Annotated in this window: 18 protein-coding genes; 16 read left to right on the top strand and 2 right to left on the bottom strand. The window is 71.9% G+C overall.

Annotated features, from left to right (window positions below; all coding sequences use genetic code 11):
- Window positions 1–12: 12 nt before the first annotated feature.
- Entirely contained in the window at window positions 13–1,143 is a 1,131-nt protein-coding gene (locus ACWD4O_RS39260) for a mandelate racemase/muconate lactonizing enzyme family protein (RefSeq protein WP_451287689.1), read from the top strand.
- Between the two features lie 117 nt (window positions 1,144–1,260).
- Here the strand turns inward: ACWD4O_RS39260 and ACWD4O_RS39255 are convergent, their stop codons facing one another.
- Window positions 1,261–4,788: a hypothetical protein gene (locus ACWD4O_RS39255; RefSeq protein ID WP_451287687.1), complete on the bottom strand. Its 3,528-nt coding sequence runs from the start codon at window positions 4,786–4,788 to the stop codon at window positions 1,261–1,263.
- Window positions 4,789–5,092: 304 nt separating this feature from the next.
- On the opposite strand from ACWD4O_RS39255, the gene ACWD4O_RS39250 reads away from it, so the two are divergent.
- The 14 genes from ACWD4O_RS39250 to denD all read left to right on the top strand — a co-directional run bounded on the left by ACWD4O_RS39250 (window position 5,093) and on the right by denD (window position 21,119).
- Window positions 5,093–6,190, top strand: coding sequence for a hypothetical protein (locus ACWD4O_RS39250; RefSeq protein WP_451287686.1), 1,098 nt, complete (start codon window positions 5,093–5,095; stop codon window positions 6,188–6,190).
- A gap of 200 nt (window positions 6,191–6,390) precedes the next feature.
- Window positions 6,391–8,523, top strand: a complete 2,133-nt coding sequence (locus ACWD4O_RS39245; RefSeq protein ID WP_451287684.1) for a glycoside hydrolase family 27 protein — start codon at window positions 6,391–6,393, stop codon at window positions 8,521–8,523.
- An 80-nt stretch (window positions 8,524–8,603) separates the two neighbouring features.
- The gene (locus tag ACWD4O_RS39240) at window positions 8,604–9,896 is read left to right on the top strand and encodes an ABC transporter substrate-binding protein (protein WP_451287682.1); all 1,293 of its coding nucleotides are present in this window, start codon (window positions 8,604–8,606) and stop codon (window positions 9,894–9,896) included.
- 2 nt (window positions 9,897–9,898) lie between these two features.
- Window positions 9,899–10,795: a carbohydrate ABC transporter permease gene (locus ACWD4O_RS39235; protein ID WP_451287680.1), complete on the top strand. Its 897-nt coding sequence runs from the start codon at window positions 9,899–9,901 to the stop codon at window positions 10,793–10,795.
- Window positions 10,795–11,718 carry a carbohydrate ABC transporter permease gene (locus ACWD4O_RS39230; RefSeq protein WP_451287679.1) on the top strand — a complete coding sequence of 308 codons (924 nt, stop codon included), beginning with the start codon at window positions 10,795–10,797 and terminating at the stop codon, window positions 11,716–11,718. Before ACWD4O_RS39235 ends, ACWD4O_RS39230 begins: the two co-directional genes overlap by 1 nt.
- Complete coding sequence (locus ACWD4O_RS39225) at window positions 11,715–13,844, top strand: alpha-galactosidase (RefSeq protein WP_451287678.1); 2,130 nt, start codon at window positions 11,715–11,717, stop codon at window positions 13,842–13,844. Before ACWD4O_RS39230 ends, ACWD4O_RS39225 begins: the two co-directional genes overlap by 4 nt.
- An 83-nt stretch (window positions 13,845–13,927) precedes the next feature.
- Entirely contained in the window at window positions 13,928–14,686 is a 759-nt protein-coding gene (locus ACWD4O_RS39220; protein WP_451287676.1) for an SDR family NAD(P)-dependent oxidoreductase, read from the top strand.
- A gap of 50 nt (window positions 14,687–14,736) precedes the next feature.
- On the top strand, window positions 14,737–15,498 hold the full coding sequence (locus tag ACWD4O_RS39215) for a FadR/GntR family transcriptional regulator (RefSeq protein ID WP_451287674.1): 762 nt from the start codon (window positions 14,737–14,739) through the stop codon (window positions 15,496–15,498).
- Window positions 15,495–16,640 carry a galactonate dehydratase gene (dgoD, locus tag ACWD4O_RS39210; protein ID WP_451287672.1) on the top strand — a complete coding sequence of 382 codons (1,146 nt, stop codon included), beginning with the start codon at window positions 15,495–15,497 and terminating at the stop codon, window positions 16,638–16,640. Before ACWD4O_RS39215 ends, dgoD begins: the two co-directional genes overlap by 4 nt.
- The gene (locus ACWD4O_RS39205) at window positions 16,634–17,431 is read left to right on the top strand and encodes a hypothetical protein (RefSeq protein WP_451287670.1); all 798 of its coding nucleotides are present in this window, start codon (window positions 16,634–16,636) and stop codon (window positions 17,429–17,431) included. The genes dgoD and ACWD4O_RS39205 overlap by 7 nt, the downstream gene beginning before the upstream one ends.
- A gap of 42 nt (window positions 17,432–17,473) precedes the next feature.
- Window positions 17,474–18,109 carry a bifunctional 4-hydroxy-2-oxoglutarate aldolase/2-dehydro-3-deoxy-phosphogluconate aldolase gene (locus ACWD4O_RS39200; protein WP_451287668.1) on the top strand — a complete coding sequence of 212 codons (636 nt, stop codon included), beginning with the start codon at window positions 17,474–17,476 and terminating at the stop codon, window positions 18,107–18,109.
- Window positions 18,106–18,975 carry an SMP-30/gluconolactonase/LRE family protein gene (locus tag ACWD4O_RS39195; protein ID WP_451287666.1) on the top strand — a complete coding sequence of 290 codons (870 nt, stop codon included), beginning with the start codon at window positions 18,106–18,108 and terminating at the stop codon, window positions 18,973–18,975. Before ACWD4O_RS39200 ends, ACWD4O_RS39195 begins: the two co-directional genes overlap by 4 nt.
- 10 nt (window positions 18,976–18,985) lie before the next feature.
- Window positions 18,986–19,963, top strand: coding sequence for a sugar kinase (locus ACWD4O_RS39190; protein ID WP_451287664.1), 978 nt, complete (start codon window positions 18,986–18,988; stop codon window positions 19,961–19,963).
- 145 nt (window positions 19,964–20,108) lie between these two features.
- Window positions 20,109–21,119 carry a D-erythronate dehydrogenase gene (gene denD / locus ACWD4O_RS39185; RefSeq protein ID WP_451287663.1) on the top strand — a complete coding sequence of 337 codons (1,011 nt, stop codon included), beginning with the start codon at window positions 20,109–20,111 and terminating at the stop codon, window positions 21,117–21,119.
- 87 nt (window positions 21,120–21,206) lie between these two features.
- Here the strand turns inward: denD and ACWD4O_RS39180 are convergent, their stop codons facing one another.
- Complete coding sequence (locus tag ACWD4O_RS39180; protein ID WP_451287796.1) at window positions 21,207–21,602, bottom strand: nuclear transport factor 2 family protein; 396 nt, start codon at window positions 21,600–21,602, stop codon at window positions 21,207–21,209.
- A gap of 128 nt (window positions 21,603–21,730) precedes the next feature.
- On the opposite strand from ACWD4O_RS39180, the gene ACWD4O_RS39175 reads away from it, so the two are divergent.
- On the top strand, window positions 21,731–22,261 hold a 531-nt coding region (locus tag ACWD4O_RS39175; protein WP_451287661.1), incomplete at its 3' end, for a PadR family transcriptional regulator.

The raw sequence follows: 22,261 nt of genomic DNA, 5'->3' as shown, positions 1-22,261 counted from the left end.
CGAGGCCGATCGATGACCATCGCCGCTGTCCATGTCCACCGTCTGGTGGCTCCTCTCCACACGCCGTTCGTCACAGCCCTGGCTCGCCTGACCCATGTCTCGACCGTCGTCGTCGAGATCGTGGACCGCGACGGGCGTTCCGGCTTCGGTGAGGCGCCGGAGGTGTGGACTGTCACCGGATCCTCGCTCGCCTCCAGCGAGGCCTGCGTCACCGAGGCCTTCGCTCCACTGCTCATCGGTCGCAATGCCGATGACCTGGTGGAGAACTGTCGCAGGGTCAGCCGTGCCGTGGTCGGCAACGAGCCCGCCAAGGCGGCGGTGGACATCGCGCTCCACGATCTCGCGGCGGTCCGGCTCGGGGTCCCGCTGGTCCGGCTGCTCGGCGGCTCCCGGCTGGTGGTGTCCACCGATGTGAGCCTTGCGGTCGGCACGGTGGACAGCCTGGCCACGGCGGCGAAGAGCCGCGCCGCGGAGGGCTTCGACGTGCTGAAGGTCAAGGTCGGCACGGACGCGGCCATGGACGTCGACCGTGTGACGGCGGTCCGCCAGGCGGTCGGTCCCGAGGTGAGGATCCGTCTCGACGCCAACCAGGGGTGGACGCCCCGCGAGGCGGTACGGGTCATCCGCTCGCTGGAGGACGCCGGAACGGGGGTGGAGTTCGTCGAACAGCCGGTTGCCTACCGGGATGTGGAGGGCCTGGCGTGGGTGAGCGACCGCGTCGAGACCCCGATCATGGCGGACGAGTCCGTCTTCGACGTGCGCGACCTGGTCGAGGTGATCCGCCGCCGCGCGGCGGACCTGGTCAACGTCAAGCTGGCGAAGAGCGGCGGACTCAGCGCCGCCCGTACCCTCCTCGAACTGGCGCGGGCCCAGGGCATGGGCACCATCGTCGGCTGCATGCTGGAGAGCGAGATCGGCACCGGCGCCGCGGCCAGCCTGGTGGCCGCCTACGGGACCACGACGGTGAGCGACCTCGACGCGGTGTGGTGGCTCCGCCGTCCCGCCGTCGTCGGCGGCATGCGGTACCGGGGCGCGGAGATCGTGCTGCCCGACGCACCGGGCCTGGGCATCTCCGGCCTGGTCACCGCAGAAGCCCCGGAAACCCCGGGAAGCCACGGAGACACGGGCACCGGACCGGAGTAGGGCACGGCCACACAAGCTGACCGGCCCCGGCCCAACCCCACGTCACGCCCGCACGCACGCACGCCCGCACGCACGCACGCCCGCACGCCCGCACGCACGCACGCACGCACGCCACCGCTAAGCCCTCGCGGCGATGATGATGCCGCCAGGCACGTTGCCGCCGATGTCGATCGCCATGCGGACCGCGGCGATGACGGGCTCTTCCGGACCCTTGCGAATTGCGTCGTAGTTGAGGAAGGCGAACAGGTTCGGGAAGGTCAGCAAGGACTGGGCCACCGTGTGGAGGCCGTCGATCGTCTGCTGCGCGACCAGGCGGACGACGTTGCCCAGACAGGCCACCCCGATGACGGTCATGACGAGGGGCATCCATGGCTTCAGCACGCCCCAGCCCTCTTTCAGCTGGGCGAAGAAGAGGAACGCCGCGTAGGCGGCGAAGACGATCACACCGCCCATCGCAGCCTTGAGCTCGTTGGACCAGGTGTCGATCTCCGACAGGGCGACCCCTTGGAAGGTCAGCATGGCCGAGACTCCGGTCCACAGCGTGTTGAGGAGCGACAGCCACTGAGGGGCATCGTCCCCCTTGTAGTCGATGACGCACATCGGGATCACCTGGACCGCGGTGAGGATTCCCGCGGCCATGGTGCAGGCGCGGTACTGCGGGGTGCCGAAGGTGCTCTGCCCGGGGAGCCTGCCGTGCGGGAACGGCTGCTCGTCGACGCCCTCGGCCAACTTGTAGATGAGGGTGACCGGTACCGCGGCCGCGAGGGCGATCACCCCGGCGTAGGTCGGCTTGTCGTCGTCCGGGTTCCCGGACAGGCCGGCCAGCCAACGGAACAGCTCTTTGATGACGGCGTTGTCGATCTCGGCGTCGAGCAGTGCGCCGAAGCCCCGCATACCCGACTCGATGAGCGAGGCGCCCAGATCGACGATGGCGGTTCCGGTGTCGAAGGCGGCTCCGACGATGTTCTTCGTGCCGTCGAGGATCGCCGCCAGTTCCGCGCCGGAGACTCCGCCCGACGAGCGGAACGTGTCGAGCACGGCCGGGGCCAGCTCCTTGACGCCCTTCTCCAGCTCCTGCCCCGCGGTGGACATCCGCCGCGCGACCTCCTGCATGAGTTTCTCCGCGCCGTCGGGCTCCAGGGGCTGCGGCAGCGACAGCTCCGACAGCAGGGCCGGCAGGCCGGCGGACTGGAGCTTGTCCATCAGCCAGTTGTGGTGCACGTTGGCGGTGAAGTCGCTCTGCGGCACCTTCCCGATCGACGAGCCCTTGGGCGCCGTGGACAGCTCGGAGATCTTCTTGCCGGAGAACTGCCGGCTCACCGTTTCAAAGCTCTTGAGTACGTTGCCTTTCTCGTCCTGGAGCCATGTCGTCGCCCTCTGCCGCCCCGATTCAGTGGCCTTGGCAATCGCCTGCGGCGCTTTGCGCATGGCTTCTTCCAGCGCGCGCTTGGTGTTCCAGATGGACTTGAGGTCGAACAGCGCCTTGAGCCATGCGATGACCTTCTCGACGAACGCCTCGATCTGGTGGAAGACGTTGACCACGAAGTGCGCGGCCTGCTCCAGACCGTGGAGCGCGATCTTGATGCCCTTGACGATCGCCTTGCCGATCTTGATCGCGATGGTGGAGACCTCGTGGAGTCCCTTGAGGACCCCCTCGTGGATCGCGATCAGACCGTTCTTGGCCGCCCGCAGCAGGTCGCCGCCGAGTTGCCTGAGCTTGTGCCGGGTCTCGTCCGCCAGGTGCTTGGCACCGCTGACGGCCTCGTTGTACACGTGCTTGCAGTCGTTCCACCTGTCGCTGAACCAGCCGTACTCCGCCCCCTCTTCCTCACGGTCGACCTCCGCGACGGCCAGGTCCAACTCCTCCTGGTTGTGCAGCAGAACGCACTGGTAGGGCACGCCGTCGGCTGCCTGCGCCCCGGAAGCGGTCGACTCCAGGCTGAACCGCACGCCGACCGCGTTCTCGGGCAGCTTCTTGCCCATGCCGACGAGTGCGGTGCGCTGGATCGCCTGGGCGGCGGTCGAGGCGAGCGTCGGGTTCTTGTCGGCAAGCGGCGCCAGACGGGCGTTGTCGCGGCCCTTCGCGTCTTTCAACGTGTTGCCGTGCTTGTCGAACGTCGGCAGCGCGCCGCCCGGGTCCGTCTGGCGCAGCGTCCCGTGGCCCGAGAGATAGGTGTGGACGGCGTGGCCGGGCTGGATGGGTACCGGCTTCGCCAGATCTGCCGAGCTCAGTTCCAGCAGGGAGGCGCCGAGCCCGTTCGGCGCGACCCCGAAGGTGACCTTGCCACAGGCGTCGGTCAGGAGGTCGACACCCTGACGGGGGATCTTGATCACCCGGTTCTGGTGCGTCACCGTGCACGCGGAGGCGTGTTCCGCCGGCTTCAGCGTCACCGGGTAGTTCGCCAGGGGCGCACCGGTGGCGTCCGTGACTGCGGCTTCGACGCGGTAGTGGGTGACCTCGTACGCCTGTGCCTGCGGAGCGCGGACGTCGTGCTCACTCCACATGCTGGTGTGCAGGTCCTGGGTCTCCATACGGAGGCCCTTCCGGCCCTTGACGTATGAGAAGAGCGTCGGGGCGGCGACGGGCTCGACCGAGGCCGCAACGCCTGCGATGCCCTTGTCGAGGGGTGTCGGCGGGAGCCAGCGCGGTGCTCCGTCACCGCCGACGGGCTGGACGGGGTCCTGGCGCATCGACCAGAGGACGTCCCCCTCGTCGATGCCGTAGACGTCCCAGCGGATCTGACTGGGCTGCGGGGTCTCGCACAGGTGCGCGACAGCGGTGCGGAACGTCATGTCGCCGACGTGGCACATCCCCAAGGACCGGCCCTGCTGCCCGCAGATCCACAGGTGCAGGGTGTCATCCGCGTGCAGGATCAAAAACGTGGCCTGCCGGTAGTCGCCGAAGGCGGCCACCACGCGTTTCACCGGTGGGTAGTCCGGCACCTCCACGTCCCACTCGCTGCCGATGCCGCCGACGGCGCCGTGGTTGGTCATCAGCTTTCCGTTCACGACCGAGGCCGAGATCCAGTGGTCACTGCCCACGCGGGTCATGCGTGCGTTCTCGTCGAGGCGCGTCCACACGGAGTGCGGAGCAGGGTACAGAGCCCATCCCGAGCCCGACGCCCTGCCCGCGTACACGAGGGGGTACAGGCCGCCTTGACCGACGGCGTGGGAGACCTTCAGACCGCGGAGCTGGTCCCCCTCCCCGGGGCTGTGCACGGCGAGCGGTCCGGACCACGTCCCGTCGGAGTGCAGCACAGAGCGGTAGCCGCTGCCCCGGCTGAGGAAGAAGCACTCGACGAAGGACTCGCCCTCCCGGTTCTTCCCCGTGATGACGACCACTTCGGTCGGTGAGTGCGAGTCGAAGAGCTTCACCGCCTGCCAGCCCGTCGAGGACGCGGGGTCGGGGAACACATGCAGCAGAGCCGTGCCGCTGCTCCCCGCCTCACTCACCACGAGCACCTCCTCCGCCTTGGTGTACGGATTGCGGAAGACCGCGAGCGGGGCCGGGCTCGACTCGTCCACGTGGATGCCGGCCGCCATCACCACGTCCTGGCTCAGCACTTCGCTCACGTCGACCTTGAGCGGGAGTACGGGCTTGGGCGTGGACGGTACGGCGGGCGAGGGCGCGGCGGCGGTCTTCACGAGTGGCTCCCGGAGCGGTGGGGGGTGTCTGTCCAGTACTCCCTGGATCCCCCCGCGCCACTCGCGTCGCCCTGCGCGCGCCACCCGTTGGCATGGTGCGGTTAGCCCGTCCGACCCGCCGACGAGTGCCCCCACGGACACGGCATGCGCCGCTTCCGCTTCTACCGCCACTTGCACTGCCGCAGCCGTGTCGACCGCGCTCGCCCACTCGGATGGATTCGTGCGTCCGGCGAGTGCAACGCCACTCGTGCTGGCCGTCGGTGTGGTGCGGACAGCGGAAGGCTGTCGGACATGTTCACCCCACATGTTCGACCGGCGTCGCGGCACCAGGTTCGCCCTGGCCCGCTACCTGCCCAACGGCGCCCTGGACACAAGCTTCGACGGCAATGGCAGGGTGCTCACCGCCGGCGGCGGAGCAACGGACGTGGCGCTCCAGCCCGGTGACGGCCGGATCGTCGTCGCCGGAAGCAACGGACCCGGCGGCGATTTCGCCGTCCGGCGCTACAACCCCGACGGCAGCCAGGACACCGGCTTCGGCGCCGGCGGTCTCGCGACCGCGGACTTCGGCGGCAGCGACGCGGCCCGCGGCGTGGCCCTCCAGGCGGACGGGAAGATCGTCGCCGCCGGCGGGGGCGGAGCGGACAACGACTTCGCCCTGGCCCGCTTCGAGGGCGGCGGCGCCCCTCCGCCGCCTGCCGGCGTGGACCTGTCGGTGACGAAGTCCGGTCCCACCACGGTCAGCATCGGTGACCGGCCCACCTACACCGTGCAGGTCACCAACAACAGCACCACGACCTCCGCCACCAACGTCTCCCTGACCGACACACTCAGCGGCGTCGCCGTCTCGGTCGTCTCGGCGACCACCGGCGCGGGCACCTGCACCACCACCGCCACCACCGCGAGCTGCTCCCTCGGCACCCTCTCCCCCGGAGCCATTGCCACGGTGACGGTCGCCGCCGAACCACGGGCCACCGGCACCCTCACCGACCGGGCCACGGTCACGGCCACCCAGACCGACCCGAACACCGCCGACAACACCGCGACGACGACCACCACGGTCAACAACGCACGCGGCTGCACCCGCGTCGGCACCAGCGGCAACGACACCATCACCGGCACCTTCGGCAACGACGTGATCTGCGCCCTCGGCGGCGACGACACCGTCAACGCGGGCAACGGCAACGACACCGTCCACGGCGCGTACGGCAACGACCGCATCGACGGCGGATCCGGCAACGACACCCTCACCGCCGGCCCCGGCAACGACAATCTGATCGGCAACTCCGGGACCGACAACCTCAACACCGTCGACAACGTGTCCGGCAACGACACCGCCAACGGCGGCCTCAACACGGACACCTGCACGACGGACGCGGGCGACACCCGCCTCAGCTGTCCCTGACCCGCACGACTCCGCTGGGCCTCGCACGACTCCGTGCGGGGCCCAGCGGTGTCTACGTCACCGCCCGATCGCGTTTTTAAGTTAATTAGCAATTAATATTGACAGCCTTGAGGGGCCTGGGCACAGTTTCCGCCGTGGCACCGGCGCCCGGCACGACCGGAGCAGCGTGCCCAGAGCACCTCAACTCTCGGGAGACTTCAGTGGCTTCACATCGTGCGGGGACGGCACGACTGCGACAGACGGCGGCGGCGCTCGGCGCCGTGGTGCTGGTCGGGTCGGCCGTTCCGACGGCACACGCCGGGGACGACCAGGGCGCGCCGCAGTACTACGACAGCGGCCTGGCCCCCACGCCGTACATGGGCTGGAACACCTACTACGGGCTGGGCGCCCCGACGGAGGACCAGGTCAGGAAGGTCGCCGACCACCTCGTCAGCAGCGGGCTGCGCGACAGCGGCTACGACATCGTCTGGCTGGACGGCGGTTGGCAGGCGGACCAGCCGCGCGACCCGGAGACGGGCCGGCTCGTGGCCCACCCCACCCGCTTCCCCTCCGGCATCCCCGCGCTGGTGACCTACCTTCACCAGCGCGGTCTCAAGACCGGCATCTACACCGACGCGGGCGAGTACGACGGCGGCAAATGGTGCGGCCTGGGCAGCCGCGGCCACTACGAGCAGGACGCCCGCCAGTTCGCCGACTGGAAGGTCGACGCCATCAAGGTGGACTTCCTCTGCGGCATCGGCGCCGGGCTCGACCCGGGCCCGGCCTTCAAGGGGTTCAGCGACGCCGTCGCCAAGTCCGGGCGGAAGATGCTGCTCAACCTGTGCAACCCGCTCACCGACGACTGGGGCATGCCGCACACCCCCGAGCAGGACGCGCACAACGCCTACGTCTACGGGCCCACCACCGCCGACTCCTGGCGCACCGGCACCGACCTGGCCTGGGGCACCCCGACGGCGGGTCAGTGGCCCAACATCCTGCGCAGCATGGACGCCAATGCCTGGCACCCCGAGGCCCAGGGCCCAGGGCACTGGAACGACCCGGACTACCTCATCCCGATGCGCAAGCTCGCCGAGGGCGGCTATGAGCTGACCGAGGAGGAGTCCATCACGCAGTTCGTGATGTGGGCCGAGATGGCCTCGCCGCTGGTCCTCGGCAGCGACCCGCGCACGCTGCCGCAGTCGATGATCGACACCCTGCGCAACCCCGAGATGCTCGCCGTCGACCAGGACCCGCTGGGCATCCAGGGCGCCCGCGTGGCGACCGACTCCGTCGGCGACGTCTACAGCAAGGTGCTGACGGGGACCGGCAAGCGGGCGGTCGTCCTGCTCAACCGCTCCGACCAGGCGCAGGACCGCACGGTGACCTTCGCCGACGCGGGCCTGACGGGCAGGGTCGGGGTGCGCGATCTGCGGGCCCGCACCTCGCGCGGCACCTTCACCGGCTCGTACACGGTGCGCGTCCCCGCACACGGGACCGCCTTCCTCAAGCTGACCGGCGCCGACGACGCCCCGGGCGCGCAGCTGCCCGGCCGCTCCTCGGCGAGCCCGGCGCTGGTGCGCGACGGCGACGACCTGACCGTCTTCACCCGCGGCACGGACGGCGCGCTGCGCGCGCAGACCGCGCGCGGCGGTGACTGGTCCACGTCCCGGACCACGGATCTGGGCGGTCCGACGCAGGGCCGCATCCTGGGCCAGCCCGCGGCGTACGCCTCGGCCGGCGGACGGATCGACGTCTTCGTGCGCGGCGCCGACGACACCGCCTACCGGCGGGTGTACGCGAACGGACGCTGGGGCCGCTGGCAGAGCCTCGGCGGGACGCTGACGGACGCGCCGACCGCGGCCTTCGCGGGACCGGACGACTGGACGCTGTTCGCCCGCGGCGCGGACGGCAGGCTGTGGTCCCGCGGCCCGGCGGCCGACTGGACCTCGCTGGGCGCGCCGCAGGACCGTCCGTTCTATGGACGCCCGTCGGCCGTCGTCGACGACGCCGGGCGGCTGCACGTGGCCGTGCGCACCTCCGAGGACTCGGTGTGGTCGCGGATCCGGGACACGTCCGGCACCTGGTCCGACTGGACGGCCCTCGGCGGCACGATCAGCGGCAGCCCGACCCTGGTGGCCTCCGGCGGCACGGTGCACCTGTACGCCCGCGCCGGTGACTACACGCTCTGGACGCGCAGTTGGAGTGCGTCCGGCGGCTGGGCGGGCTGGAGCAAGAACGACGACTTCGTCAGCGGCGCCTTCGACGGCGCTCTCGGCGGCGTCGCCGGACCGGACGGCGGCGTGCTGGCCGCCTTCCGCGGGGTGGACGGCCGCGTCCACCAGACCGAGCTCTGAGCTCCGCACAGCACTGAAGATATAAATTAGTAATTAACCTGGCCTCAGCTCCGTTCCGTGGGCACATAGGGAGTGCACAGATGACCGCCTTCAACGCCACCCGCCGCAGATTCCTCGTAGGAACAGGCGCAGTCGGCGCCGGCGCGCTGCTCAGCGGCTGCGTCACCCAGAGCCCGTCCGCCTCCGGAGGAAAGTCCGGCGGCCCGGTGACCCTGCAGTCCAACCTCTCCTCCCCGCAGGCCAAGACCGCGATGCAGGCGATCGTCGCCGCCTTCGACAAGCGCGGCGGCGCCGAGGCACAGCTCAACACCGTCGCGTCGGAGACCTTCCGCACCCAGCTGCCGACCTACCTCACCTCGGCCAACCCGCCGGACGTCTACAGCTGGTACCCCGGCTCCGTCGCCGAGTCGTACGCCAAGAAGGACCTGCTCCTCGACCTCGACGACATATGGGAGAAGCCCGAGCTCGCCGGCTACTCCGACGCGCTGAAGAAGCTGTGCACCTCGGCCTCCGGCGGCAAGAAGGTCTTCGTGCCCACCAGTTACTACTGGTGGGGCATGTTCTACCGGAAGTCGAACTTCGCCAAGTGGGGCGTCAAGGAGCCCAGGACCTGGGACGAGTTCCTCGACCTGTGCGACAAGCTCAAGAGCAAAGGCGTCGCCCCGATCGGCCTCGGCGCCGGCGGCGACACCCCGTGGGTCGCCTCCGCCTGGTTCGACTACCTCGACATCCGCGTCAACGGCGCCGCGTACCACCGCGAACTCCTCGCGGGCAAGCACCGCTTCGACGACCCCGAGGTCCGCAAGGTCTTCGACAAGTGGGACGAGGCCCGCCCGTACTTCGACCCCGACGGCACGGCCATCCCCTTCCAGGACGCCACCACCGCCCTCCTCCAGGGCCGTACCGGCATGATGCTCATCGGCACCTTCTTCGCCGACGCCGCCCCCAAGGACGCCCTGGGCGACCTGGACTTCTTCCAGTTCCCCATCATCGACCCGAAGGTGCCGGTCGCCGAGGAGGCGCCCACCGACGGCTTCTTCGCCAGCGCCCGCACCAAGCGCGCCGACGGCGTCAAGGAACTGCTGCGCTACCTGGCCACCGCCGAGTCGCAGGAGCTCTACCTCAAGAGCGGCTCCGGCACCACGCTGCCCACGCACCCCGACGCCAAGGACGCCGGCACCCCGCTGGTCCTCAAGGGGCGCAAACTCATCGAGAGCGCCGTCGATCTGACGCAGTTCTTCAACCGGGACTCCAGCGACGCCCTCCAGCCGACCGCCGACACCGCGCTCGTGCACTACCTGGCCAAGCCCAAGGAGATCGGCTCCATCCTCACCACGTGGCAGCGCAGCGCCCAGAAGATCTGGAGCCAGTGAACATGGCGCTGATCAGCTCCACCCGAAGGTCCAGGGCCACCCGGGTGCCCGCGGTGGTCCTGGCCTTCGTCCTCGTCCCGCTGCTCGCCGAGGCGTTCTGGGTCTTCTGGCCGGCCCTCCAGGGCTTCTATCTCTCCCTGACCTCCTGGGACGGCCTGGGGGCCCCTGAGTTCGTCGGCCTCGGCAACTACAGCGAGATGCTGCACGACGCGGTCTTCCGCACCGCCGCGATCGACACGGTGCTGTGGCTGCTGCTCTTCGGCGGGCTCTCCGCCGCCCTCGGGCTCGGCGCCGCGCTGCTGCTCCAGCAGGAGCGGCGCGGCATCGCGTTCTACCGGGCGGCGCTCTTCCTGCCGGTCGTCTTCTCCCTGGTCGCGACCGCGCTGGTGTGGCAGGCCATGTACCAGCCGGACGGCCTGATCAACAATGTGCTGGAGGGCATCGGCCTCGGCGGCTGGAAGCACGCCTGGCTCGCCGACCAGGACACCGCCCTCTACGCGGTCATCGTGCCCGCGCTGTGGCGCCAGGTCGGCTATGTGATGGTGCTGTACCTGGCCGGCCTCAAGGGCATCGACCCCGTGCTGTACGAGGCGGCGAAGGTCGACGGCGCCACCCGCCTGCAGCAGTTCCGGCACATCACCCTGCCGCAGCTGCGCAGCGTCAACGCGGTCGTCCTGTCGGTGATCGTCATCGACTCGCTGCGCTCGTTCGACGTGGTGTGGGCGCTCACCCGCGGCGGCCCGTACCACTCCTCCGAACTGCTGAGCACCTACATGTACTCCACCGCGTTCCAGTCCCTGCGGCTGGGATACGGCTCCGCGCTCGCCGTCGTCATCTTCGTGCTGGCGTTCGGCGTCATCGCGAGCTATCTCGTGCGCGCCTTCCGGGAGGCCGACTGATGACCGCCACCGACGCGACCGCACCCGTCAAGGACGCCGAGGGCCCGCCGGGCCGGGCCGGCCTCGGCAAGGTCGCGGCGCCCCGCCGCCCCGCCGTGAGCGGCCGCGCCCTGCGCACCACCGGCTTCCACCTCACCGCGGGCCTGCTGTCCGCGCTGTGGCTGCTGCCGATCGTCCTCGTGCTGGTCACCAGCACCCGGACGTTCGACGACATCGCCGCGCACGGCGTGGGCAGTCGGCCGCACTCGTTCACCTTCGACAGCTTCCGCCAGGCGTGGGTGGACGGCGGCCAGCAGCACGCCCTCGTCAACAGCATGCTGGTCACCGTCCCCACCGTGCTGCTCTCGCTCGGCCTCGCCTCCATGGCGGCGTTCGCGCTCAGCCGCTACGACCTGCCCTTCCGGCGCGTCCTGCTGCTGGTCATGCTCGGCGGCAACCTGCTGCCCCCGCAGATCCTGCTGATCCCGGTCTCCAAGCTCAGCGAAGTGCTGGGCATCTACGACCGGTTGTACGCCCTGATCGGCGTGCAGGTCGGCTTCGGCGTCGGCTTCTACGTGTTCGTCCTGCACGGCTTCATGCGGGCGATCCCCGGCGAGATCCAGCAGGCCGCCGTCATCGACGGCGCGAACCCGTGGCAGATCTACCGGCGGATCATCCTGCCGCTGGCCCGCCCGGCGCTGGCCGCGCTGACCGCGCTGTCGTTCACCTGGATCTTCAACGACCTGCTGTGGGCCATCACGGTGCTGCGCACCGACACCCGGATGCCCGTCACCGCCTCCCTCCTCGGGCTGCAGGGCCAGTACGTGTCCATGTGGAACGTGATCGCGGCCGGCTCGGTGATCGCCGCCGCCCCGACGGTGGCCGTCTTCCTCCGCTTCCAGCGCTACTTCGTGGCCGGACTGAACCTCGGAGCCGTCAAGTGACCCCGCACGACCGGTGGCTGCTGCGCACCGACACCACCACCTACGCCGTCACCCTCGGCGGCGACGGCCGCTGGGCCGAACTCGCCGTCTGGGGGCCGTACGGCGTCGAGGACGGGCCGTCGCCCCTGGACCGGTCGCGGCGCACCCACTTCATCGTCCCCGCCGACGCCGCCCCGGCGGAGTACATCCCGTACGGGCTGCGGCCGTTCGCCGGCGCGGACCTGATCGCCTCCCGCCCCGGCGGCGACCGCGGCAGCTGGTGGCGCTTCACCGGCGCCACGCAGGACGGCGACCGGGCGCTGCGCCTGGAGTTCGCCGACGATCTGCTCGGCCTGCGCACCACGCTGTGCTACGAGACGGCGCCCGGCACCGACGTCGTGCTGCGCTGGACGGAGCTCACCTGCACCGGTGCGCAGGAGGTGCGCCTGGAGCGCTTCGACTCCGCCGCCGTCAACGTGCCCGTCCAGGGCGGCGCGCGGCTGACGTATCTGGCCGGACAGTGGTCGCAGGAGTTCCAGTTGAAGCACCTGGAGCTGGAGCGCGGGCGCTTCGAGATGGAGAGCACCCAGGGCTCGGCCGGACACGCCTACCACCCCTGGCTCGCCGTCCAGGACGCCGCCGACCCCGCCGAGGGCGCGACCCCCACTTACGGCATCGCCCTGGAGTGGTCGGGCAACTGGCGGATCACCGCCGACGCCGAGCCCAGCGGCTCCGTGCGGGTGCGCGCCGGCCGGGTGCCCCACGAGGGCGCGGTCCGCCTCTCCCCCGGCGCCACCCTCGTCACGCCCCGGCTGGCCTGTGCCTTCAGCCCGGACGGGCTCGACGGGCTGGCCCGCGTCTGGCACCGCTACGAACGCCGCCTCGCCGGCGAGCGCATCGACCGGCCGCGCAAGGTCCTCTACAACTCGTGGGAGGCGACCGGCTTCGACGTCGACGCCGCCGGGCAGCTGGAGCTCGCCAAGGCGGCCGCGGAACTGGGCGCCGAACTCTTCGTCGTCGACGACGGCTGGTTCACCGGACGCTCCGACGACACCGCCGGCCTCGGCGACTGGGATCCGGACCCGGACGGGTTCCCCGGCGGGTTCGACCGGTTCGTGGCGGACGTCCGCGCCCTCGGCATGGACTTCGGCCTGTGGGTGGAGCCCGAGGGCATCAGCCCCCGCTCCAGGCTCTACGCCGAGCACCCCGAGTGGGTGTACCGGATCGAAGGCCGACCCGCGACGCTGATACGCAACCAGCTGCTGCTCGACCTCGGCCGCGAGGACGTCCAGGAGTTCGTCGTCGCCACCCTCGACCGGCTGCTCGGCTCGTATGCCGTCGGCTACCTCAAGTGGGACATGAACCGACCGCCCACCGAGCGCGGCCGCCCCGGCCATCCGGCCGGTCCCGACCCCGAGTACCAGGACCTCGACGCCGACCATGTCGCCGGCTACCTGCGCGTCCTGGACCATCTGCGCACCGCCCACCCGCACGTCACCGTCGAGGGCTGCGCCGGCGGCGGCGCCCGCGTGGAGCACGCCACGCTCGCCCGCACCGACGTGGTGTGGCCCAGCGACAACACCGCGCCCATGGACCGGCTGCGCATCCAGTACGGCTATCTCCACGCGCACGCCCCGCACACGATGAGCTCCTGGGTCACCGACGCCCCCGGCGTCTTCGACCCGCGCCCCCGCTCCCTCGCCTTCCGGTTCGTCAGCTCCATCGCCGGAGTCCTGGGCATCGGCGCCGACATCCGCAACTGGACTCCGCGGCAGCGTGCCGAGGCCGCCGAGTGGATCGCCCGCTACAAGGAGATCCGCGGCATCGTCCACCACGGCGAGGTCAGCCTGCTGGGCAGCCCCGCCGACCCGACCTGCGGCATCCAGTACGAGGAGCCGGGGCACGGCGGAGCACACCGTGGCGCCCGCCTGGTGGTGACGGCCTGGAACACCGGCACGCTCGACGGCGCGCCGCTGGTGCCCGGCCGGGCCGCCCGGCTGCGGCTGCGCGGCCTGCCGCCGGACGCCGTCTACACCGACACCGCCACCGGCACCCGCTACAGCGGCGCGTACCTGCTCCACTCGGGGCTGCCGTTCACCTGGACCGCCGGACACGACGCGGAGCTGACCGTCCTGGCCCGGCAGTGACGACAGCGGAAGAATCTGCATCCCACTCGACTCTCGAACATCTGCACCCCACCTCCCCTCTCGAACAGGAGACGATCCCCCCGATGAACGCAGCCGCCCGCTTCACCAACCGTGTCGCCGTCGTCACCGGCGCCGCGTCGGGCATCGGCGCGGCCACCGCGGCACGCCTCGCCGCGGAGGGCGCGGCCGTCGTCCTGGTCGACATCGCCGCCGGACGCGGTGCGGAGACCGCCGAACGGCTACGCAAGGACGGGTCCCGGGCCCTCTTCGTCGCCGCCGACGTCGCGAGCGAGGACGACTGGCAGCGGGTGATCGCCGCCGCCCACACCTTCGGGCCCGTGGGCGTCCTGGTCAGCAACGCCTACACGGTGGCGGTCGCACCGGCCCACGAGACCAGCCTCGCCTCCTGGGAACGGCAGCTCTCGGTCAACCTCACCGGCGCCTTCCTGGGCGTCAGAGCGACACTGCCCGACCTGCGCGAGCACCGGGGGGCCGTGGTGCTCGTCTCCTCCGTCCACGCCCGCCGGGGGATCCCCGGCCATCCGGCGTACGCGGCGAGCAAGGGCGCTCTGCTGTCGCTGTGCGGCCAGCTCGCCGTCGAGTACGGCCCCGAGGTCCGCGTCAACGCCGTACTGCCGGGACCGATCCTGACCGCCGCCTGGGACCGGGTCCCACCGGCCGACCGCGAGCTCAGCGCCGCCGGAACCGCGGCGCGCCGCTTCGGCACCCCCGAGGAGGTCGCCGCCGCCGTCGCCTTCCTCTCCGCCGACGAAGCCTCCTACATCACCGGATCCAGCCTGCTCGTGGACGGCGGCTGGAGCGTCGCCAAGGACTCCGCCTGACGGAGCCGACCGCTCCAGCCATCGACCGACCAGCAAGAAAGGCAACACACATGACGCCATACGCACGCCGCGGGGTGCACGGCCAGACCGTGGAGACCCTCGCCCGCCGGGTGCTCAGCGGCGAGATCCCCGAGGGGGCGACGCTCGACATGGCGGCCCTGCAGAGCGAGCTGGACGTCAGCCTGACGGCCCTGCGCGAATCGCTCAAGGTCCTCGCGGCCAAGGGCATGGTCGACGCCCGGCAGAAGCGCGGCACCTTCGTCCGGCCCCGCTCCGACTGGAACCTGCTCGACGCCGACGTGCTGCGCTGGCAGTTCTCCGAGAGCACCGCCACCGGCGCCGACCCCGCGCTGCTCCGCAACCTCGGCGAGGTCCGCGGCATCATCGAGCCCGCCGCCGTACGGCTGGCCGCGGCCCGGCGCACCGACGCCGACCTCGCGGCACTGGAGGCGGCGCTGACCGCGATGGGCCAGGAGGGCGGCGCGAGCGACGCCGTCGAGGCCGACCTCGCCTTCCACCGGGCGCTGCTCGCCGCCACCCACAACGAGCTGCTGGAGCGCATGGAAATGGTCATCGAGTCGGGCCTGGCCCAGCGCGACCGGCTCGTGCACAGCGCCCCCCACAGCGAGGACCCGGTCCCCAGCCACCGAGCCGTCCTGGACGCCGTGCGCGACCGGGACCCGGACGCCGCCGAACACGCCATGCGCGCCCTGCTCGACCAGGCCACGCGCGACCTCGACAAGCTCAGCGTCCCGTCCGGGCCCCAGGGTGCGAACGGCTCCACCGAACAGAAGGACGGCCAGTCACAGTGAAGATCGTGCGCGTCGAGACCTTCCTCGTCCCGCCCCGCTGGCTGTTCTGCCGCATCGAGACCGACGACGGCGTCGTCGGCTGGGGCGAGCCGGTGGTGGAGGGCCGGGCCGAGGTGGTCCGGTCGGCCGTCGAGGTGCTGGCGGAGTACCTGATCGGCCAGGATCCGTTGCGCATCCAGGACCACTGGCAGGTGCTGAGCAAGGGCGGCTTCTACCGCGGCGGCCCGGTCCTCTCCAGCGCCGTCGCCGGCCTCGACCAGGCCCTGTGGGACATCGCGGGCCGCGCCCTCGGGGTGCCGGTGCACACGCTGCTCGGCGGCCCGGTCCGCGACACCGTCCGGGTGTACGCCTGGGTCGGCGGCGACGAACCCGAGCGGCTCACGGACGAGGTCACCGCCCAGGTGGAGGCCGGCTTCACCGCCGTCAAGATGAACGCCGCCGGGCGCACCCCGCCGATCGGCAGCCCCGCCGAGACGGCTGCCGTCGTCGAGCGCGTGGCGGCCGCCCGCGCGGCCCTGGGCCCGCACCGGGACGTCGCCGTCGACTTCCACGGCCGCTTCAGCGCCGCCAACGCGCGGCGCGTGCTTCACGAGATAGCCCCGCTGCACCCGCTGTTCGTCGAGGAACCCGTGCTGCCCGAGCAGGCGCATCTGCTGCCCGGGCTGGTCGCCGCCTCGTCGGTGCCGGTGGCCACCGGCGAACGGCTCTACGGGCGCGCCGACTTCCTCCCGGCGCTGACCGCGGGCGTCGCCGTGGCCCAGCCGGACCTGTCGCACGCCGGCGGGATCTCGGAGGTGACCCGGATCGCCTCGCTCGCCGAGACCTTCGGGGCCCACCTGGCGCCGCACTGCCCGCTCGGTCCCATCGCGCTGGCCGCCAGCCTCCAGGTCGCCTTCGCCACGCCCAACTTCCTGATCCAGGAGCAGAGCCGGGGCATCCACTACAACAAGGACGCCGACCTGTTGTCCTACCTGGTGGACACCGAGCCCTTCCGCTTCGTGGACGGCCAGGCGCACCGCACGGCGCTGTCCGGACTGGGCATCGCCGTGGACGAGGACGCGGTCCGCGCCGCCGACCGGTCCGGCCATGCCTGGCGCAACCCCGTCTGGCGGCACGCCGACGGCTCCTTCGCCGAATGGTGAGCGTCACGCGGCTGCCCGTCCACGTCACCACCGACCCGGAGCACGGCGGACGCTGGACGTCGCTGACCGCGGGCGGCCGCGAGTGGCTGTGGCACCGCGACGAGCCCCGCCGCCCCGTGGTCCGGCCCGGTGACCCCTTCGCCGACGCCGGCGGGCTGGAGGAGTGCGTGCCCACCGTGCGCGGGCTGCCCGACCACGGGGACGCCTGGTCGCGGCCCTGGCGCAGGGCCGGGGAGGAGGCCGTCGCGCGGTGCCCCGACTTCCGTCTGACCCGGCGCATCGCCGAGCGGGCGGACGCGGTCGTCGCCGACTACACGCTCGCCGCCGAGCCGGGCTACCGCTTCGTGTGGGCCGCCCACGCCCTGCTGGACCTCTCCCCCGCCGCCCGGATCGGCGTCGTCGGACCGGCGGCGACCCGGCTCTACCCGGACGAGGGCGACCGCTGGGTCGCCGGCGCCTGGCCCGACGTCGACGGGATACCGCTGGACCGGCTCGGGCCGGACGACGGGAGCGCCGTCGGGGCGGTCGTCCTCACCTCCCGGGTGTCCGTGCACGACGGCGCGGACACGCTGCACCTGTCCGTCGAGGCCGCCGGGCAACCGGTCGCGGTCGCCCTCTGGCGCAACCTCGGCGGCTTCCCCGAGGGCGCGCCCTACCGCTCGGTCGGCGTCGAGCCGATGCTCGGCCGCGTCTTCGACCGCGCCGCGGCCGGCGACGGCGACACCGCCGTCGTGCCCTCGACCGGCGAGGTCGCCTGGCGGCTCACCGTCACCGCGACCCGCCGCGCCTGAACCCACAGAAGACCTGAACCCCCATCACCGGAAGGGATGTCGATGAATCTGCTCGCCGAGCTGCGCGCCCACCGACTGCTCGCCATCGTCCGCGGCAGCGACCCGGGCGCCGCGCTGGCCACCGTGCTCACCCTCGCCGAGGAGGGCGTCCCCCTCATCGAGGTCTCCCTCTCCGGGCGGGGCGCGCTCGACGTCATCGCGAAGGCCCGCGCCGCGCTCGGCCCCGACGCGATGCTCGGCGCCGGAACCGTGCTCGGCCCCGACGACGCCCGGGCCGCCCAGCAGGCCGGGGCCGCCTTCCTCGTCTCCCCCGGGGTCAGTGACGGCATCGCCGCCGGGCGGGAACTCGGACTCCCCGTACTCGTCGGAGTGCTGACGCCCACCGACGTCCTCCAGGCGCTGCGGCTCGGCGCCGACGCCCTCAAGCTCTTCCCGGCGGGCAGCGCCGGGGGCCCCGGCTATCTGCGGGACCTGCGCGGCCCCTTCCCGGACCTGCCGTTCGTGCCCGTCGGCGGGGTGGACGCGGCGGCGGCCGCCGACTACCTGCGCGCGGGAGCCACGGCCGTCGGCGTCGGATCGCCCCTGATCGGCGACGCCGCCGAGGGCGGCGACCTCACCGCCCTGCGCGAGCGCGCCCGCGCCTTCCTGGACGTCGTCCGCGCGCAGGACCGGCCGTGACCAGTCCCGTGGTCCTGGGGAGCGACCGCCTCGAACTGGGCGAGGGCATCCGCTGGACGGACGGCCGCACCGTGCTGACCGACATCCTCACCGGCCGGCTGCTCGCCCTGCCCGACGGACCCGACGCGCCGCTCGCCCCGATCGCCCGACTCCCCTGCCCGCTGGGCGCCGTGGCGCCGGTGGAGGGGCGACCCGGTCACTGGGTCGCGGCGGCGGGCACCGGCATCTGCCGTATCGACCCCGCGGGACGCGTCGACTGGATCGCGCGCCCCGAGGACGACGCGCCCGTGCCGATGCGGATGAACGACGGCATCGCCGACCCGCACGGCCGCTTCTGGGCGGGCAGCATGGCGTACGGAGCCACCGAGGACGCGGGCTCCGTCTACCGCCTGGACCGCGACGGCCGCGTCACCCGCGTCCTGCGGGACGTCACGATCCCCAACGGCCCGGCCTTCAGCGCCGACGGCACCGTCATGTACTTCGCCGACAGCGCCCGCGGTGTCATCCGCCGCTACCCGGTCGACCCCGTGAGCGGCGACCTGGGCACCCCCGAAACCTTCGTCACCCTCGGCTCCGGCAGCCCCGACGGTATGACCACCGACATCGAGGGCGGCCTGTGGACCGCCGTCTGGGGTGCCGGGGAGGTCCACCGCTACCGCCCCGACGGGGGCCTCGACCGGATCGTCGACCTGCCCGTCGGGCAGCCCGCGGGAGTCTGCCTCGGCGGCCCCGACGGCCGTACGCTCCTCGTCACCAGCGCGCACATCGGCCTGGCCGCCCCAGGACCCCTCGACGGCGCCGTCTTCGCCGTCCGGGTGGACGTCCCCGGCGCACCGGCCGCCCCGTACCGCGCCGACACACCCTAGGAAGCCCATCATGAGCACCCACCGGCCACTGCGCCCCGGCCCCGTGGTCTGCGTCGGCGAGACGATGGCCGCCCTCGCCCCCGACCCCCTGGGGCCGTTGGAGGACGCCGACCTGCTGCGCGTCGACATCGCGGGCGCCGAGTCGAACGTCGCCCTCTACCTCGCCGACCACGGCATCCCCGCGCGCTGGGTCTCCGCGGTCGGCGACGATCCCTTCGGCCGCCGTGTCCGCGCCCGGATCGCCGCGGGCGGCGTCGACGTCAGCGGCGTCCGCATCGACCCGGAGCGGCCCACCGGGCTGCTGCTCAAGGACCCGGGCGCGCACGGCACCCGCGTCCGCTACCACCGCGCCGGATCCGCCGCCTCGGCCCTCAACCCCGAGGTGCTCGACGACCCGGCGGTGGCGGGTGCCGCGCTCGTCCACCTCAGCGGCATCACCCCCGCCCTGTCGCCCGGCTGCCGTGCCCTCGTCGAACACGCGCTGCGCCCCGACCGCCCCTGGCCCGTCAGCTTCGACGTCAACCACCGCCCCGCCCTGTGGGCCGGCCGCTCTGCCGCCGACCTGCTGCGGGCGCTCGCGGACCGCGCCGACATCGTCCTCGTCGGCCTCGACGAGGCCCAGGCCCTGTGGGGGGACCGGATCACCGACGCCGAGCGGGTCCGCGACCTGCTGTCCGGCCCGCGCGTCCTCGTCGTGAAGGACGGGGACCGCGCCGCCACCGCCTTCGTGGGGACCGCCGCCCACAGCGTGCCCGCCCTGACCGTGCGCGTGGCCGAACCGGTCGGCGCCGGCGACGCGTTCGCCGCCGGTTTCCTCAGCGGTCTGCTGCGCACGCTGCCCGTGGACCGCGCCCTGCGGTTGGGCCATCTCACCGCGGCCTCGGCCCTGAGGGTCGCCGCCGACCACGGCCCGCTGCCCGAACCCGCCCTCGTCGAGGCGCTCCTGAACGCCGACGACGAGACCTGGCGGGCCGCCGTGATCGACTGACTCGTGCGGAGGGACCGGCGGGGGTACCCCCTCACCGTCCGCGACGTGGTGTCGGTCGGCTGGGCGTTTGACGGATGTGTCAGCGTGGGTAGTTCGCCGTCGCTGTCGGACCAGGGGCCCGACCGTCGGGCGAGGAGAGAATGACGTGAGGGTCGTGATCACGGGCGCGTTCGGCTTCCTGGGCCGTCGGCTCACCGGCGCGCTGCTGCGGACGCCGACGTTTCGTGGCACACCGATCACCCGACTGGTGCTCGTCGACCGCGTCGTGGAGCCCGACTCCGTGGTGGCGACGAACCCGCTCGTGGACCTCGTGCACGGCGAGCTGATCGACCGCCTCGACGACGTGTTCGCGGAGCCGGTTCATCTGCTCTTCCACCTTGCCGCCGCGGTGTCGGCCGAGTGCGAGGCCGACTTCGACCTCGGCATGCGCGCCAATGTGGACACCACCCGCGCCCTGCTCGACGCTGCCCGGGCGCAGTCGGCCGCCGGAGGGCCGACGGCGGAGGTGCTGTTCGCCAGCAGCCTCGCGGTGTACGGCTCGGCCCCGGAGCTGGGCCTGCCCGCGGTGGTCAGTGAGTCGTCCCTTCCCGTACCGCGGTCGAGCTACGGAACACAGAAGCTCATCTGCGAGCAGATGATCGCGGACTGCACGCGGCGCGGCTTTCTCGACGGACGCGTCGCCCGCCTGATGACCGTCGTCGTGCGTCCTGGCCGGCCGAACGCGGCCGCCTCCGGCTTCCTGTCCGGCATCGTTCGGGAGCCGCTCGCGGGACTCCCGGCGGTCTGCCCGGTGCGGCCCGACCTGCGGGTGGCCCTGGCCTCACCGCGCCGGACCGTGCAGGGGATCCTGCGCATCGCGGAGGCCGAGCGCGGCGTCGGCCCCGGGCGGCTGGTAGGCCCGGCCCCGGTCAATCTGCCTGCGCTCACGGTCTCGGTCGCCGAGATGCTCGCCACGCTGCGGCAGGTGGCCGACGATGCCGTCGCCGACCTGGTGACCATCACGCCCGACCCTGCCGTCGAGGCCATCGTGGGCTCGTGGCCCGCCGTCCTCGACAGCAGTCGCGCCGCCGCACTCGGTCTGGAGCCCGACCCCAGCTTCCTGTCGGTCGTGCGGGACTACATCGCCGAACACCCCGACGCGGTCAACGGCGGATGAACTCGGGCCGAGAGGATCGAGCGGGGCCCAACACCTTTCAGCCGACCGGCGAGATCGTCCCGTACGCCCGTGGGCACGGCGTCGAAGTCACTCATGGCCGCCCGCCTCGCGCGCGATCTCGTCGAACTTGGCGCCCATCGCGGCGGCCAGCGCGTTCGCGCCCGAGAGCGGGCGGACCATGACCATGAAGTCGTCGATCTTTCCGTCCTCGTCGAAGTGGAGGAAGTCGCAGCCCGTGAGCTGCTTGCCGTTCACGGTGGCGGTGAAGACGAAGGCGTGGTCACGGCCGTCCGGGTTGGCGATCTCCCGGATGTAGGTGAAGTCCTCGAAGACCTCCGACACGGCGTTCAGGATCGCGGCGGTGATCGCCTTGCCCGGGTACGGCTTGAAGGCCACGGGGCTGGTGAAGACGACGTTCTCGGCCAACAGGGCGGCGACGGCTTCCTTGTCGCCTGCTTCGACGGCCTTGCGGAAGGGATGCACGAGATGCACGAGATCAACTTTCATAGTCAACGAGTTGAATAGGTGCATCGCACATTAGGAGCGGGGGCGCGAGAAGTCCATACCCTAGTCACTTTTTTGACTATTCAACCTGGTGCTAGGTTGGAGCCATGGCTCTACGCAACGCGGTGATGGCCGCTCTCCTGCAGGGCGAGGCGTCCGGGTACGACCTCGCGAAGGGGTTCGACGCCTATGTCGCCAACTTCTGGATGGCCACCCCCCAGCAGCTCTACCGGGAACTGGAACGCATGGAGGCCGACGGGCTCATCACGGCCCGCGTCGTGGAACAGGAGCGCCGCCCCAACAAGCGGCTGTTCTCCCTCACCGAGGCCGGACTGGAGGCGGTGTGGGCCTACACCGCCGAACCGCCGGGCAGGCCGACGGCCATCAGGGACGAGCTGATGGTCAAGGTACAGAGCGTCGACGTCGGCGACATCGAGGCCGTGCGCTCGGCGATCGCCGAGCGCATGGAGTGGGCCACGGCCAAGCTGGCCCGCTACACGCGCCTGCAGCAGCGCCTGCTGAACGGGCGCACGGAGGACGAGTACGTCGCCGGCGGCGAGCCCATCGGCCCCTACCTCACCCTGATGCGCGGCATGGCCTTCGAGAGGGACGACCTCCGCTGGGGGGAGATGGCTCTG

The sequence above is a fragment of the Streptomyces sp. NPDC002623 genome (assembly GCF_053592635.1).
The sequence above is the reverse complement of the archived record's forward strand: the minus strand, read 5'-3'. Positions and strand labels throughout refer to the sequence as shown.